Genomic DNA, 15,829 nt, shown 5'->3' on the forward strand with positions numbered 1-15,829 from the left:
CGCTAGCGACGACTGCGACGCAATCGTCCTAGGATGACCGTTTCACGCCTTGAGGCTGGTGGGGCGGCGCTTCTTCCACGACCCTTCAATATGGTCGCGCATGGCCTTGGCGGCGGCATCCGCATCGTGTTTCAGAATCGCCTGATAGACCTGAACGTGGGCGGCGTGGGTTTCCTTGATATGAGCAATATTAAGCTTGCCGGCATAGTTGAGGTTTTTCAACGCCTTGCCCTGAATCGAGTTGATGATGGCCTCGCTCAGCCGGTCACCGGATACGCGCATGATGATGTCGTGGAATTTCACGTCTTCGTACACATAGGCCGCCGGCGTCGGAATCAGGCTTTCCAGCTTTTCCATCTGCGCCGTCAACTCGGCCAGATCCTCCGCCGTCGCCTTCTTCGCAGCTTTGGCAGCCATCGAGGCTTCCAACGTCACGCGAATCTCGACGAGATTGTCCAGATAGCTCAGCCCGTCGTCGCGCTGGAACAGGGCGCCCAGCACCATCGGGTCAAGCAGGCTCCAATGCGACGAATCCTGAACGATCGTGCCCCGCCCCTGTTGCGACACGACCAGCCCCTTTTCGGTCATGGCGGTCGTGGCTTCCCGGATAACGGTGCGGCTGACTTCGAACATGTCGCACAGCACGTTTTCCGGCGGTAAGGCCGACCCGGCTGGATACACTTCAGTCACTATGGCGGTGACCAGATCTTCAACGACGGCCACGGCCAGGCGAGGACGGCGGCGGGCGTTACGGGCGGAAAAAGCGATGGCGGTCAATCGATTGTACCTTACGGGGGCGAATCTAATGAGTTTACCACGGAAGACTCGAAAACATTACGGCTTTCGATCCGGACACGAGGGGCTCAGAAAGAGCATATGTCATATATTTTGCGAAACCCTGCAAGCCCTGTTTCAACACCTTTTCAATGACTTAGAATCTGTAGCAACTGACTGACCGAATCCGGCGGCGGGATTGACCCGAAAAATTCACCCGCACCGTTCCATTTATGCCGCTTGTCACCCCACAGGACGCATGCTAATGTCGTCATACATATTATAATTCCATATGACGGGACCCGTCCCGCCCTTCTAAAGTCGTTCAGATGAAAATTACCGGTTATCGCAGCCTCACCACCGTCCACAACTGGGGCCGTCCGATCGGCGACGTCAATGGTCTGGTCATGTCGGGCATTACCGACGTGCCGATCCTGTTGCTGGAAACGGACGAAGGCGTAACCGGCGTTGGCCTGGGCGCGCATGCCGATATCGCCCGCGTCTTTCCGGCGGTCGAAGGCGAAGACCCACGCGCCGTCTCAGCCCTTTATGACCGGATGCTGGCGCACGTATTCAAAAGCGGCCATGCCGGTGCGACCTACGGGGCCATCGGCGCGGTCGACATGGCGCTGTGGGATTTGAAGGCCAAGCTGGCGGACGAGCCCCTGTGGCGGACCCTGGGTGCGCGCGACCGCTTCGTGCCGGGTTACGCGTCCGGCCTGTGCATGGGGCTGGACGACGAAGCCCTATATGCCCTGTACAGTGAGTGGGCCGATCGCGGCTACAGCTCAGCCAAGCTGAAGGGCGGCCGTGACATCGACCGCGACATTCGCCGCATGGTGGGCGTGCGTGAGGTGCTCAAACGCAACAGCCCGCGGCCGGCCATCATGTTCGATGTCAACGAATCGTGGTCGCGCAAGCAGGCGGTCCGCCATATTGCCGAAATCGAACAGCACCTCGACCTGACCTGGATCGAGGAGCCTGTGCGCCGTTGGGACGCCGAAGGCCACGCCCTCATTTCAAAGGCCAGCAAGTGCGCCGTGGCGACGGGCGAGAACCTGACCGGTCTCGATCAGTACCTCGCCCTGTTCACCGCCGGCGCGGTCGATGTGGTGCAGGCCGGCATGGTCTGGGGCATCACCCATTTCAACCGTGTGGCCATGGCGGCCCATGCCCATAACCTGCCGGTATCGCCGGTCGGCTATAACGCCAATCCCATTGCCCACGCCGCCGCCGCCGTACCCAACTTGCTGACCGTCGAAGTGCAGGACTGGAAGATACCCTTCGGACTGACCGTGGACCAGCAGATCGTCGATGGCGGTATCGTGCTGGGCGACGCGCCCGGCCTCGGCATCACGGTCGATGAAGATCTGATCGTCAATAAGCGCCAGTCCGGCCAATGGAACGTGGCCGGCGGACCGCACGTGCGCCCGGCCCGTGCGGGACTGCGCCTTGTTCCCGAATCCTGATCCCTACGTCGTCCGCTCCCCTTCACCGGGCATCGGGCGCCTTTCTACGGCCCGGTCAGTAGATCGCCCAGGACCTCTTATATGCACACAACCCGCCTGTCTCCGAATGGCCCCGCCATATCCGCCCTCGCCCTGGGCGCGGCGTCGCTTGGCAGCGTCTATTCCGATGTGTCCCAGGACAATGCCGACGCCACCGTGCATACGGCCCTGGACCTCGGCGTCAATTTCATCGATGTCGCCCCCTATTACGGCCTGACCAAGGCCGAAACCGCGCTCGGCCATGCTCTGTCTGGCGTCGCGCGCGACCGCTATGTCCTGGCCACCAAGATCGGTCGCTACGGCGACAAGGACTGGGATTTTTCGCGCGACGCCACCTTACGCAGCCTTGATGCCAGCCTCGCCCGCCTTGGCTGTGGCCACATCGACGTGCTGCAATGCCACGATATCGAAATGGGCGACTATCGCCAGTTGGTCGAAGAGGCGATCCCCACCCTTCACGACTTGAAGCGACAGGGCATCATCGGCTTCGTCGGTATAACCGGCTATGACCTGTCGCTGCTTGAACGCGTCGCGGTCGAACACAATGTCGATACGGTCATGGCCTACTGCACCTACACGCTCCAGGACCAGCGCCTGGCCCCCGTGGCCCAGCGCCTTCGGGCCCAAGGCATCAGCGTCTTTAACGCGTCGCCGCTCGGCATGGGCCTGCTGACCCGGCGCGGCCCACCCGACTGGCATCCTAGCCATGCCTCGGTCCATGCCGCCGCAGCCGAAGCGGCGCGCCTGTGCGAAGCCGCCGGCACCGACATATCGCGGCTGGCCCTGCAGTTCGCGCTTCAAGGCGCGCTTCGTAACGGCATGGCCGCCACCGTCATCGGGTCTTCCAGCCCGGCCAACATGCGTGACAATGCCGCCGCCCTGTCGCAACCCATCGACCAGGACCTTTTGGCCCAGGTCGAAGCAATCCTGGCGCCCGTCCGCGACAAGGGTTGGGATGTTCTGCCCGGAAACGGTGGCAAGGCCGGAAAATGACGACATGATCGACGCGCACCTGCATGTCTGGGACCCGGCCCTGCTGAGCTACGACTGGCTGAAATATGTGCCCGCCATCAGCGGCCGTATGGGCCCGGCGGAGTTCGCCGCCACGGGTACGCAGATAGAGGGCGCAATCTTCGTGCAGGCCGACTGCGATCCGGCCCAGGCGCTGGCCGAGGCCGTTTGGGTCGCCGGCCTTGATTTTCCTTTTCTGGGCATTGTCGCCTTCGCCCCGCTCGAACAAGGCAATACCGCGCACATAGCCGCTTTGAAAAACAGGCCTAAGGTGGTGGGCATCCGGCGCAGCGCCCAGAACGAGCCGGATGGCTTCATGACCTCCCAGGGCTATATTGAGGGGCTCATCGCCGCCGCGCGCGCGGGCTTTAGCCTGGATATGTGCATCCGCGCTCGTCAGCTGCCGGAACTGCGTCAGGCGCTCGAACAGCTGTTCGCTGCGGTTCCCGACGCGCGCGTCGTGATCGACCACCTCGGCAAACCGGATATCAAGACGCATGGCGCAGACATAGATGCCAATGGCTGGGCAGGCCATATAACGGCGCTGTCGGATATGCCGGGTGTCGCGTGCAAACTGTCCGGCCTGCCGACCGAAGCCGATTGGGAAACCTGGACACCCGATCAGCTACGCCCCTATCTAGACCACGCCTTGACGGCGTTCGGCGCGGATCGCTGCCTTTTCGGCGGTGACTGGCCCGTCGTCGAACTCGCCGGCGGCTATTCGCGCTGGCGGTCGGTCGTGGCCGATGCCCTCGCCCATTTACCGCCGGACGCCCAAGACCAGGTCTGGTCACGGACCGCCCGGCGCCTATATCGCGTATAAGAAAAAAACAAAACAAGAGGAAACCATGGATCAGCAGCCGACCTTAACCGAAGCCCCCGCCGTCAGTCTGGGCATTCCCCATGTCGAAGGCGCCGCGCGCTGGAAGCTGCTGATCTCGCTGTTCATCTGCTTTTTCATGCTCCTGGCCCTCTATTGCGGCGTGCTGGCGGTTTTGCTGCCGAACCAGATCGCCGCGCTCGACCCGGCGCACAAGGTGGAAAACCTCGGGCTGATGTTCTTCGTGACCTCGATCTTTTCAACCCTGACCACACCGATCGCCGGCGCCTTTTCCGACCGGACACGGTCCACCTGGGGACGACGCACGCCCTGGATCGTCGCCGGATCGATCATTGGCGCCATCGCCCTGGCCGGTGTCGCCTATATGCCGACCTTCTGGACGATCACGGCCGTCTGGGTCGTTGCCGCCGTCGCGCTGAATTCCATGCAGCCGGCCCTGACGACCGTAGTCGCCGACCGGTTTCCCGAACATGCGCGCGGTACGGCGTCCGGCTTCGTCGGCGCCGGCATGACAGCCGGGGGCACGGTCGGGATGATTGTCGCCGGACGGCTCGCCGACAATATGCCTCTGGCCTACGGGGTGTTCGCCGCCGCCATCGCCATCTGCTGTATCGCCTTCGTCATGCTTAACCCCGATACGTCGTCAAAGGGGCAGCCTCTGGTGAAATTCAGCCTCGGCGACTTTGCAAAAGGCTTCTGGATCGATCCCAAGGCCTATCCCGACTTCTGGTGGGCCTTCGCCGGGCGCTTCACCATCTATATGGGCTATCAGGCCATTGTCACCTATCTGCTCTACATCCTTCAAGACTATATCGGCCTGGGCACCGACCGCGCCAATATCGTGATCGGCACAGTGTCGGCCATTACCTTTGTCTGCGTCATGACCTCGTCCTTCCTGTCTGGCGTGCTGTCCGACTGGGTCAAGCGCCGTAAACCTTTTGTCTTCGCGGCCAGCCTGATCATGGGCGCGGCGCTGGTGGTGCCGCTGATCATGCCGAACCTCAATGGCATGTACGGCTACGCTGCCCTGATCGGCATCGGCTATGGCGCCTTCATGTCGATCGACATGGCCCTGATGACGCAGGTCTTGCCGAAGGACACAGGCGAAGCGGGCAAGGATCTAGGCCTGCTGACCACGGCGGTGAACATCCCCCAGATTATTTCGCCGGTCATGGCCGCACAACTGCTCAAATATTTCGATACCGATTATCGCGTCCTGTTTATCGCGGCCATCGTCTTCGTCTTCGCCGGATCCTTTTTCGTCCTGCCGATCCGCTCGGTCAAATAGGCGTCGATTCCCCTGTCGATACTCCCCTTCCGCCTTCGGCCCACACCGGAGGCGGCTTTTTTATGGCAAAAGCTCAGCATTAACTCAGACAAATATTTATCAAAAACATCAAATTAAATCAGAAATTGATGCATTTTTAAAAATTCAAATCATAAATGTGATCATTTGGTCACAACCCCAAAACCGTTTCGCTTCAAGGCAAAAAGACAATCACAAGCCTAGGTAATCCTTGGCAGATAGAGGCTATCGCTGAGCGGGAAACCCGTCGACAACCACGTCAAACCGCCTCTTTTTCCGTCTGCGCGATGATGTATTGCGAAAATTTCATGTTACAATACCGACGGGCGATCTGCCTCTATCGCCATGCCTTCGCTTTCGCCGCTTTCTGGCGGGATCGGCGGCGTGGCGGAGACTGAAAACCCAAATTCAGAAGGCGATCGGGGCGCAGACCTCGACGCTCAGGAAACGTCAGGGCCTGTCATGACCCATGGATCCATTTCGTCATCAAAGGACGCCAGGCCTGCGTCGGGTGTGGTGACATATGCAAAATCTATATTGTCGGACATATGATGATAATTTGACACACATATTACATTGCAATAGTGTCACATCATCAGCTCCCACCATAAGGGGCGATCAAGGAAGGAAACCATGTCCAGGAAATTGCTCTTATTGGCCGCCACAGCCATGTCCGCCGCCGTATTGTCCTCACCCGGCTTCGCAGCCGCCCAGGAGACCGCAGCGACGGCGCCCGCCGACGAAACCGTCGTCACGGTGCGCGGCATCCGACGCTCCATCAAGGCGGCGCTCGACATCAAGAAAAGCGCCATCAATTCGGTCGATTCGATTGCCGCCGAAGACCTCGGCAAGCTGCCCGACCAGAACGTCGCCGAATCCCTGCAACGCATCCCCGGCGTAACCATTGAACGCAACCGCGGCGAAGGCCGCTACATTTCGGTGCGTGGCTTCGGACCGAAGTTCAACGCGGTCACCGTCAACGGCCGCACACTGGCCACCGACAATAACGGCCGCGAATTCTCCTTCGACGTCCTGCCGTCGGAACTGATCGCCGGCGCCGATGTCTACAAATCGCCCCAGGCCAACATCAATGGCGCGTCGATCGGCGCGACGGTCGATGTCCGGACCCTGCGCCCACTCGATCAGACCAAGTCCTTCATGCTGGCCGGTTCCGCCGGCTCCTCCCATGCCGAACTGGCTGACACCAACAACCCGGAAGCCTCGGCCGTCATGAGCTGGCGCAACCGCGACCGCACCCTGGGCGTCGCCCTGTCGGCTTCCTACATGGACCAGACCGTCCGTGACGATGAATTCACCATTGGCGCCGGTCACGTCTACCGCTCATCGACCGACAGCTACTATACGTCGGGCGGGGTCGTCGGTGCCCGCATCGGCCCGAACGTGGCGCCGTTCAGCAAGATTTCCATGCCGTCCAACCTGTCGCCCTTCTTCTTCGTGCGCAAGAAGAGCATGACCGGCCTTAACGCCTCGGTCCAATGGAAGCCTGTCGAAAACCTGACCCTGACCCTCGACAGCCTGTATTCCAAGGCGGAAATCACCGAAGACCAAACGGGCCTCGCCTACGACTTTTCCGGCGGAACGCTGGTGGAGCAGGTCGTCCAGGGCAAGGAAGCCGTGTACCAGCGCTATACCGGCGGCACGGTTGACCAGATCCTGCAACACGACACACGTAATGTCACCACCTCGATGGTCGGCCTGAACGCCGCCTGGAAGGTGACCGACACCCTGACCCTGAGCTTCGACGCCTCGACCTCGAAGGCCGAGCGACGCGGCAAGGAAAACGACTACTTTACGACCATCCGCCGCAAGAACATGGACCTGTGGTTCGACCGTCGCTCGGGCAGCCCGATCTATGATTACGGTTTCACCTCGCCGAACTATTCCAACGCCTCGACCAACCCGCAGGGCATCACCGCCCACTACTATATCTGGGGCGGCGGTTCGGACATCGACGACGAAACCAATGAGTTCAAGATCGACGGCAAGTGGTCGCCAGAAGGCAATGTCACCCTGTATGGCGGTGTCGCCAGCGAAAATCGCACAAAGACCATCATTACCAACTCGACGCCCGGTGGCGAACAATGCGCCTATTGCGGTTCCAACCGCGTCCTGCCTCAGTCCCTGTTCTCCAACACGAATATGGATTTCTTCGCCAGCCACAGCGGCAATATCATCCGCGACTGGGTGGCCTACGATCCGCTGGCCGTCATCCAGCAGGTGGCCCAATTCGCCGCCCAGGACGGTAAGGCCTTCGCCCCGGGCCGCTTCGATCCGGCCGGATCTTCGGTCGTCGATGAAAAGGTCCTGATCGGCTACCTGATGAGCGACATCCGCGCCGATCTCGGCAACATGCCCCTGGCGATCAATGTCGGCGTCCGCGTCGAAGACACCAAATATACCTCGTCTGGCGCGTCGCAAACCGTGCTCAGCGCCGTACCCAACGGGGCGGGACAAAACATCATCACCGTGTCCGGCGTCGTCCCTGTCAGCTTCGAAGGCAAGTACACCGACATCCTGCCGTCGCTGAATGCCCGCCTCAACCTGACCGACGAACTGATCGCCCGCTTCTCGGCATCGCGCGTCATCACCCGTCCGACCCTGTCGGACCTGTCGCCGAAGCAGTCCATCCAGACCAATCCCGGCAACGAAACGATCAAGCGCGGCAATCCGGACCTTCAGCCGTTCCGCGCCTCGCAGATCGAAGGCGGGCTGGAATGGTATTTCGACAAGCTGTCGGCCCTGACTTTCTCAGCCTTCTACAAGAATATCGACTCGTTCGTCACCCTGACGACGACGCCGCAAAAAGTCGATCAGGTCACCTTCCAGGTCACCGTACCGACCAACGGCAAGGGCGCGGTCGTCAAGGGCATGGAGCTGGGCTACCGCCAGGTCTTCGGCAATCTGCCGGCACCGTTCGACGGCTTGGGCGTGCAGACCAGCTTTACCTACGCAGAGTCGAACGCCAACTACACCAACACCGTGGCCAATGTGTCCTACGGGCTGGAAGGCCTGTCGAAGTACAGCTACAGCCTGATCGGCTTCTATGAAAAGGGTCCGATCCAGGCACGTCTCGCCTACACCTGGCGCGACAAGTTCCTGCAGGTCGCTTCGGGCCGGAACGGCGAGCCGGAATATTTCGATGCCTACGGCCAGCTGGACGCCAGCCTGTCCTACGACGTCAACGACCACTTCAGCGTTTACCTGGACGGCCTCAACCTGACCGACGAGAACGAGTTCATCTACTCGGTTACGCCGGACCGCACCAAGGAATACCGCACCACCGGTAAGCGCGTCGCCTTCGGGGTTCGCTTCCGCTACTAAGTTTCTCCCTGCCTCAACTCCCCTCCCGATCTTGAGGTTTCGCCTCCTGTTGCGTCCCCGAAGCAGCTTCACCCGTTGGCCGCTTTGGGAAACAGAGGTTTCTTGGCCCGCAGCGTCCTTATGGACTCTGCGGGCTTTTTTTGACCGCCACCACCGTTTCTAGCCGTAAATCCAATTGACACGGCACCCACCTGCCGCTAGACCAAAACATCATACATATTATATATTTGGAGTGAGCCATGGGACGCCTGTCGGGCAAAACCGCCTTTATCACCGCCGCCGGGCAAGGCATGGGCCGCGCTGCCGCCGAAGCGTTTGTCACTGAGGGCGCCACCGTGATTGCAACCGATGTAAAGCTGGACACTCTGGCGGGTCTTGAGGGGGCAATCTGCCGCCAGCTTGACGCCACAGATCCGGCGGCCATTGCTACGCTCGCCGCGGAATTCCCCGATGTAGACGTCCTGTACAACTGCGCTGGCTATGTCCACGCCGGTACGGTATTGACCACCGACGCCGCGGCCTGGCAGTTTAGCTTTGATATTAACGTCACGGCCATGTTCCACACCATTCAGGCCTTTCTGCCCGGCATGCTGGCACGCCAGAACGGATCGATTATCAATATGGCCAGCGTTGCCGCGTTCAAGGGCGTCGCCAACCGCCTCGCCTATGGCGCCTCAAAGGCTGCCGTGGTCGGCCTGACCAAGTCGGTCGCCGCCGACTACGTCGCCCAGGGCATCCGCTGCAACGCCATCTGTCCCGGCACGATCGAAACCCCGTCCCTGCAACAACGGATGCGCGATACCGGCGATTACGAAAAAGGCCGCGCTGCCTTCCTGGCCCGTCAACCGCAGGGCCGCTTCGGCACGCCAGAGGAACTGGCGGCCTTTGCCGTCTATCTTGCGTCGGACGAATCGCGTTTCACCACCGGTCAGGCGCACATCATCGATGGCGGCTGGCTGAACTGACCTCAAAAAACGCCCTGTTAGCCTGTAAATTGCCAGCTGGTTTTCAAAAAGGGGCGTCCACTTTTTTGACGTGATGCTGTAATAGGCCCATCTCTGTCAAAATCGCCTTTACTGGGAAAGATATTCAAGATGAAATTGCTTCGCTTCGGCCCGTCGGGCTCGGAAAAACCCGGCCTGCTCGATGCCGACGGCCAGATCCGCGACCTGTCCGGCGTGGTTGACGACATCGCCGGCGACACCCTGTCCGACGCCGGCCTGGCCAAAATCGCCGCCATCGACCCGACCAGCCTGCCGCTGGCGCCGGCCGGCTCGCGCTATGGTCCGTGCGTCGCGCGGGTGGGCAAGTTTATCTGCATTGGCCTGAACTATGCTGACCACGCCGCCGAATCCAACCTGCCCGTCCCCGATGAACCCGTCCTGTTCATGAAGGCGACGTCCGCCATCATCGGCCCGAACGACGAAGTGCTGAAGCCGCGCGGTTCGACCAAGCTCGACTGGGAAGTCGAACTCGGCCTCGTTATCGGCAAAAAGGCGTCCTACGTGTCGGAAGCCGAAGCGCTAGACTACGTCGCTGGCTACTGCACCATCAATGACGTGTCCGAACGCAATTTCCAGACGGAACGCGGCGGCACCTGGGACAAGGGCAAGGGCTGCGATACCTTCGGTCCAATCGGCCCGTGGCTGGTCACAAAGGACGAAGCCGGCGACGTCACCAATCTCAAGATGTGGTTGGACGTGAACGGCAAGCGGTTCCAGAACGGATCGACGGCCACCATGGTCTTCAAGCCCGCCTTCCTGGTCCATTATGTCTCTCAGTTCATGAGCCTGCATCCGGGCGACGTGATTTCGACCGGCACGCCACCGGGCGTCGGCCTCGGTCAGAAGCCGGACCCGATCTATCTCAATGTCGGCGATGTCATGGAACTGGGCATTGAGGGCCTGGGGTCGCAGAAGCAGACCGTCGGTGCTGCCTAGAGTGCTTTCCGAAAACTGTGATGCACTTTTCGGATATGAAAGCGCGTAAAAAGCGAGAAAATCAGGGCCTCCGGAGCGATCCGAAGGTCCTTTTCAATTGACTTAAGAACATGCGTCTCATAGGCTTAAACATAATACATCATATAATTACAGGGATGCCAGATGTCATATGCCAGCCGCGCCGTACCCTTCCTTGTCATGGCCACTTGCCTGGCCTTCCACCCGGCCGCCTCCTTGGCCCGCACCAAGGCAAAGACGGCGACCGCCGTTCAAATTCACGTCTCCCCCGTCGGCAATGACACCGGCGACGGCAGCGCAAAAGCGCCCTTCAAGACCCTGCCGCGCGCTCAGGCGGCGGTGCGCGCGGTCAACGCATCCCGTGACGTGACCGTCATTCTCGCCGACGGCGTCTATAGCCTGACCGCGCCCCTCGTCTTCACCGCCGCCGATGGCGGCCAGGGCACACATACGGTGGTATGGCAGGCCGCGCCAAAGGCCAAGCCCATGCTGTCGGGCGGTATGAACGTGACCGGCTTCACGCTGATGGATGCCAAGACCTTCGTCTATGCCGCCGATGTCCCGAAGGGCCTGGAATCGCGTCAGCTCTGGATTGACGGTGTACTGGCCGAACGTCCGAAAATTGAGATAAAGGCGCGCGATATCGACTTTACCGCCACCGGATTCGTCATCAAAAATCCCGACCTGGCCTATATTGCCGATATCAAGCATCCGTCGCGTCTGGAAATGGAAATGACCGGTTTCTTCACTGACCGCTACGCGCCGGTGAAAAGCATCGACGGCAAGACCGTCACCATGCAGCAACCGTCATGGGACAATAACACCTGGGGCTACGACACCCTCTCCTCGCCGATCTTCCCCGACGATTCCCGCCTGTTCCTGGTCAATGCGCCGGAGCTATTTGGCGTGACCAACCAGTGGCATTCCAATCCGTATCAGTGGTTCATAGACCCGGAAACGGGCAAGCTTTATGTCCGTATCGCTGAGGATGCGGACATAAACGCCCTGACGGTCACCCTGCCGCGCCTGGAAACCCTGGTCAGCATCTCCGGTACGCTGGACGCGCCGGTGCGCAACCTGACCTTCAAGGGCCTGCGCTTCTCCTATTCGTCATGGACCGGCCCATCCGCGCCCACCGGCTACGCCAGCCAGCAAAGCGGCGCCTTTTTGAAAGAAGTGGCCGCAAAGCGACCGGCCGACGCGTACAAGACCTGTGGCTGGGGCTGCCCGGAATTCGAAGCCATGCGCCAGAGGTGGCACCAGATGCCCGCTGCCGTCCAGGTCGCTGCCGCCCGGCACATTCGCTTTGAAAATAATCAGTTTTCCCAACTGGGCCAGATCGGTCTCGGCATCGGCAATGACGATACCGCCAATCTCAGCGGTGCGGGACTGGCCGCGCAGGACATTACCGTTACCGGCAATCGCTTCACCGGCCTGTCAGGCGGCGCGGTCATGGCCGGCGGTGTCCGCGCCGACGCGCACCACCCTGCCGATCCGCGCCTGATCAATGCCCGGATTATTATCGACAACAATGTCATCAGCAACGTCAGCCAGGATTACAAGGAGAACGCCGCTATCCTGACCACCTATATCGACGGCGCACACATAACGCATAATGACATTTCCGAAGCGCCTTACGACGCGATCGATATCGGCTGGGGCTGGGGCTATAACGACGCCGGCGGCAATCCCAACTATCGCGACAATCAAAAAGGCTATGAGACCAACATCGCCTACGATACGCCAACCACTCTGCGCAACACGCTGGTGGCGGGCAACCGGGTGCATGGCGTCAAAAGCTGGTACAAGGATGGAGGCGCCATCTACAATCTGTCGGCCAACCCCGGCGCGGTGATCCGCGACAACCATGTCTTCGGCATCGGCGAAGCCATAGGTATCTACCTCGATGAAGGCTCGAAATTCATCACCGTCACCAACAACGTGATTGAAACGCGCGGACGCTGGCTCAATGCTAATACGGTTGGCCGTCAATATACGCGCGGCATCACGACGAAGAATACCGCCACCGGCAATTTCCATGACAGCAACCGTATCGGCGGACGCTGGATCGCCAACTCCGGCAATCTGATCACCGACGACCACCTCGTCCCGGACAAGGCCTGGCCCGAGGCGGCGAAAACCGTCATCGATCAGGCGGGCGTCCGAAAATAGACCCTCTCGAAGCTATGCCAGCAATGACCGGTCGATTTCGGCGATTGACTTGACGCCGGTCAAGGCCATGGCGGTGCGCATTTCCTTTTCGATCAGGCCCAGCAGGTGGGTCACCCCGGCCTCGCCATGGGTGGCCAGGGCATAGATATAGGCCCGGCCCAGAAGCACGCCCTTCGCCCCTAGGGCCAGCATACGCACCACGTCCAGACCCGTCCGGATGCCGGAATCGGCCAGCAGGGTCAGTTGATCCCCGACCGCGTCCGCAATGGCTGGCAAGGCTTTGCAGGTTGACAAGGCCCCGTCCAGTTGCCGCCCGCCGTGGTTCGATACGACAATACCGTCCGCCCCGAACCGCACCGCATCGCGGGCATCGTCCGGATCGAGTATGCCCTTGATAATCATCGGGCCCTTCCACACATCGCGGATCCATTCCAGATCCGCCCACGAAATGCTCGGATCGAAATTGGCCCCCAGCCAGCCGATATAGTCTTCCAGACCCGTCGCCTTGCCGAGATATTTCGAGACATTGCCCAGATCGTGCGGCGTGCCCCTGACGCCAACATCCCATGCCCAGCCCGGTTTCAGCATCGCCTGTATCATCCGGCGCACCGGACCATAATCGCCGCTCATGCCCGAATGCCTGTCGCGATAGCGCGCGCCCGGCACCGGCATATCGACCGTGAACACCAGCTTCGTAACCCCAAGCGCCTGCGCCCGTTCCAGGGCGTGGCGCATGAAGCCGCGATCCTTCAACACATAGAGCTGAAACCAGATGTCGCAGCCCGATTGTTCAACGATCTCCTCCAGCGGGCACAAGGAGACGGTCGAGATGATATAGGGCACCTTTGCCCGCTTCGCCGCCTTGGCCACCTGCACCTCGCCACGCCGGGCATACATGCCGCCCAGCCCGACCGGCGCCAGGGCTACCGGCATGGCCATCTTTTCCCCGAATAGCTCGGTTTCCAGCGACAGGTCGGCGACATTGCGCAGAACCCGCTGACGCAGGGCCAGAGACGACAGGTCGGAGACATTGTTGCGCAGAGTCATTTCCGCATAGGACCCGCCGTCGAGATAATCGAACAGAAAGCGCGGCAGCTTGCGGCGGGCGGCTTCGCGATAATCGGTGGCGGCGGAAATAATCATGACAAAGGGTCCTTGAAGATATCAGACGAGGTGTCGCGCGCGGTCGAGCCGCAGGGTCAAATCGGCATAGGCGGGCATGGTGTCAAGGATATGTTGCGTCAGCCGCTGATAATACTGGATAAAGCGGCCGACCTCACCATCGCTCATGACGTGGCTCCCTGACCGGCCTTCGGCGGCCAGGCGTTGGCGCAAGCCCTGCTCCTGTTCGATCCGCCAGTCGCGGACAACACTGAAATCGGGCGCGGCCAGCAAGACCAGCCGGTCGATATGCGCAAACACCGTGGCATAGGGCCCGTGCAACGCCGCATTTACCGCTTGCCGCCACGCGCCATCATCCTCGCGCTCCAGACCGTTGACCGGATCGCGCAGGGCCGCCTCCGGCTGCGGGCGCGCACCGACGCACCAGCCTTCGAAAATCACGACATCGGGCGCCGTCACCTCGGGCCACTGTGTTTCAGGCACCGGCGCATCGGTCGCCTTGTCGAACCGTGGCAAACGTGTCGGGAGGCCGGAAATCAGACGCCTGAGTGTCCGTTCGCCCAGGGCGACATCGTGGGTGCCCGGCACGCCTCGGGTGGCAAACAGTGTTGACACCTGCACCGGTCGCGCCTCACGCGGCAGGTACAGATCGTCCAGCGACAGCAGGGCGACGTTTACACCGTCCGCCGTCAGACGATCGCGCAGGCCTTCGGCCAGGGTGGACTTGCCCGACCCCTGCGCGCCGCAGATACCGAGGATGAAGGGGCCATCCGCCTCATGCCGCCACCGGGCGAGATGCGCCGCGACCGCTTCAAGCGACGCGGTCACGGACGGGCTCCCCCGCGAAGAAAAGATCGACATTGGTGGCGGCCCGCATCCCCATGGCTTCGCGCGTCTCAACCGTGGCGCTGCCGAGGTGCGGAAGCAGGACGGCATTGGTCAGGGGCAGAAGGGCAGGATGCACATCGGGCTCATGTTCGTAGACATCGAGACCGGCCGCCCATATCGTTCCGGCCTTGAGCGCCTCGGCCAGGTCGTCTTCCTTCACCACCGAGCCGCGCGCCGTATTGATCAGGATGGCCGTCGGCTTCATCAGGCCAAGCAGGCGCGCATCGACCATGTGCCGCGTCTCCGCGCCGCCGGGCGTATGCAGAGACAGGACATCGGCCACGGCCGCCAAACCGTCGAGCGATGGCACATAGTGGGCATCGAGCGCGGCTTCCACATCCGCCGACGCCTGACGACGGCTGTAATAGGCGATCTTCATGCCAAGCGCGCGCGCCGCCTTTTCTGCTGTCGCCTGGGCGATGCGGCCGAACCCAACCAGGCCCAAGGTCTTGCCTTCAAGCGACTGGCCCATCAGGGCGGTCGTCCCCCAGCCCTTCCATTGGCCAGCGCGCAACTGACGCTCGCCTTCCGATGCGCGGCGCGAGGTCATCAGCATCAACATAAGGGCAATGTCGGCCGTGGCGTCGGTCAGCACATCGGGTGTGTTGGACACCGTGATGCCCGCGGCCTTGGCGGCGGCGACATCGATATTTTCGTAACCCGCACCGTAGTGTCCGATCATACGGGCGCGCGCATTGGGCACGGCGAAGACCGCCGCGTCCATCTGATCGCCGAGGGACGAACAGACGCAATCATAGTCGGACATGGCCTGGATGAGCTGGTCATGAGTGAGCGGCACGCCGCTGTCATTGACGGTCACATCGTATTTCGCCTGCATGTAAGCCTGAGCGCCCTTGGGCCACGGACGGGTGATCAGGATTTTGGGCAGGGTCATAGGCGGATGTCC

12 protein-coding genes are annotated in these 15,829 nt (G+C 61.2%); 8 read left to right on the plus strand and 4 right to left on the minus strand.

The genetic code is table 11. From position 1 onward, the window contains the following. Positions 1-42: 42 nt before the first annotated feature. Positions 43-777: a FadR/GntR family transcriptional regulator gene (locus tag RCJ00_RS05940; RefSeq protein ID WP_316220851.1), complete on the minus strand. Its 735-nt coding sequence runs from the start codon at positions 775-777 to the stop codon at positions 43-45. A 326-nt stretch (positions 778-1,103) separates the two neighbouring features. Between RCJ00_RS05940 and RCJ00_RS05945 the strand changes: the two genes are divergently transcribed. From RCJ00_RS05945 to RCJ00_RS05980, 8 genes are all read left to right on the plus strand, one after another. Next, the gene (locus RCJ00_RS05945; protein ID WP_316220853.1) at positions 1,104-2,243 is read left to right on the plus strand and encodes a mandelate racemase/muconate lactonizing enzyme family protein; all 1,140 of its coding nucleotides are present in this window, start codon (positions 1,104-1,106) and stop codon (positions 2,241-2,243) included. An 81-nt stretch (positions 2,244-2,324) separates the two neighbouring features. Next, positions 2,325-3,275 (plus strand): aldo/keto reductase, encoded by a 951-nt coding sequence (locus RCJ00_RS05950; protein ID WP_316220854.1) that lies wholly within the window; start codon positions 2,325-2,327, stop codon positions 3,273-3,275. Positions 3,276-3,279: 4 nt separating this feature from the next. Beyond that, positions 3,280-4,116, plus strand: a complete 837-nt coding sequence (locus RCJ00_RS05955; RefSeq protein WP_316220856.1) for an amidohydrolase family protein — start codon at positions 3,280-3,282, stop codon at positions 4,114-4,116. 25 nt (positions 4,117-4,141) lie between these two features. Then, on the plus strand, positions 4,142-5,422 hold the full coding sequence (locus tag RCJ00_RS05960; RefSeq protein WP_316220857.1) for an MFS transporter: 1,281 nt from the start codon (positions 4,142-4,144) through the stop codon (positions 5,420-5,422). A 651-nt stretch (positions 5,423-6,073) separates the two neighbouring features. Continuing rightward, positions 6,074-8,782: a TonB-dependent receptor gene (locus tag RCJ00_RS05965; protein ID WP_316220858.1), complete on the plus strand. Its 2,709-nt coding sequence runs from the start codon at positions 6,074-6,076 to the stop codon at positions 8,780-8,782. A gap of 239 nt (positions 8,783-9,021) precedes the next feature. Next, the gene (locus tag RCJ00_RS05970; RefSeq protein ID WP_316220859.1) at positions 9,022-9,747 is read left to right on the plus strand and encodes an SDR family oxidoreductase; all 726 of its coding nucleotides are present in this window, start codon (positions 9,022-9,024) and stop codon (positions 9,745-9,747) included. Positions 9,748-9,876: 129 nt separating this feature from the next. Further along, a complete protein-coding gene (locus tag RCJ00_RS05975) occupies positions 9,877-10,722 on the plus strand; it encodes a fumarylacetoacetate hydrolase family protein (RefSeq protein ID WP_316220860.1) in 846 nt (281 codons plus the stop codon). A 162-nt stretch (positions 10,723-10,884) separates the two neighbouring features. Next, complete coding sequence (locus RCJ00_RS05980; protein ID WP_316220861.1) at positions 10,885-12,912, plus strand: right-handed parallel beta-helix repeat-containing protein; 2,028 nt, start codon at positions 10,885-10,887, stop codon at positions 12,910-12,912. Positions 12,913-12,924: 12 nt separating this feature from the next. Here RCJ00_RS05980 and lldD read toward each other — a convergent pair whose 3' ends face one another. From lldD to RCJ00_RS05995, 3 genes are read right to left on the minus strand one after another with little or no spacing between them, the layout of a single operon-like run. Next, positions 12,925-14,055 (minus strand): FMN-dependent L-lactate dehydrogenase LldD, encoded by a 1,131-nt coding sequence (gene lldD, locus RCJ00_RS05985; protein WP_316220862.1) that lies wholly within the window; start codon positions 14,053-14,055, stop codon positions 12,925-12,927. Between the two features lie 21 nt (positions 14,056-14,076). Beyond that, complete coding sequence (locus RCJ00_RS05990) at positions 14,077-14,862, minus strand: kinase (RefSeq protein ID WP_316220863.1); 786 nt, start codon at positions 14,860-14,862, stop codon at positions 14,077-14,079. After that, on the minus strand, positions 14,846-15,817 hold the full coding sequence (locus RCJ00_RS05995; RefSeq protein WP_316220864.1) for a 2-hydroxyacid dehydrogenase: 972 nt from the start codon (positions 15,815-15,817) through the stop codon (positions 14,846-14,848). The genes RCJ00_RS05990 and RCJ00_RS05995 overlap by 17 nt, the downstream gene beginning before the upstream one ends. Positions 15,818-15,829: the final 12 nt, after the last annotated feature.

Source organism: Asticcacaulis aquihabitans (genome assembly GCF_032490435.1).
GTDB lineage: Bacteria > Pseudomonadota > Alphaproteobacteria > Caulobacterales > Caulobacteraceae > Asticcacaulis.

Bases quoted from the DNA above. Each gene is read 5' to 3' on its own strand.
- lldD (WP_316220862.1), bottom strand. From the start codon at position 14,055: ATGATTATTTCCGCCGCCACCGATTATCGCGAAGCCGCCCGCCGCAAG.
- RCJ00_RS05945 (WP_316220853.1), top strand. From the start codon at position 1,104: ATGAAAATTACCGGTTATCGCAGCCTCACCACCGTCCACAACTGGGGC.
- RCJ00_RS05960 (WP_316220857.1), top strand. From the start codon at position 4,142: ATGGATCAGCAGCCGACCTTAACCGAAGCCCCCGCCGTCAGTCTGGGC.
- RCJ00_RS05955 (WP_316220856.1), top strand. From the start codon at position 3,280: ATGATCGACGCGCACCTGCATGTCTGGGACCCGGCCCTGCTGAGCTAC.
- RCJ00_RS05980 (WP_316220861.1), top strand. From the start codon at position 10,885: ATGTCATATGCCAGCCGCGCCGTACCCTTCCTTGTCATGGCCACTTGC.
- RCJ00_RS05965 (WP_316220858.1), top strand. From the start codon at position 6,074: ATGTCCAGGAAATTGCTCTTATTGGCCGCCACAGCCATGTCCGCCGCC.
- RCJ00_RS05970 (WP_316220859.1), top strand. From the start codon at position 9,022: ATGGGACGCCTGTCGGGCAAAACCGCCTTTATCACCGCCGCCGGGCAA.
- RCJ00_RS05975 (WP_316220860.1), top strand. From the start codon at position 9,877: ATGAAATTGCTTCGCTTCGGCCCGTCGGGCTCGGAAAAACCCGGCCTG.
- RCJ00_RS05995 (WP_316220864.1), bottom strand. From the start codon at position 15,817: ATGACCCTGCCCAAAATCCTGATCACCCGTCCGTGGCCCAAGGGCGCT.
- RCJ00_RS05950 (WP_316220854.1), top strand. From the start codon at position 2,325: ATGCACACAACCCGCCTGTCTCCGAATGGCCCCGCCATATCCGCCCTC.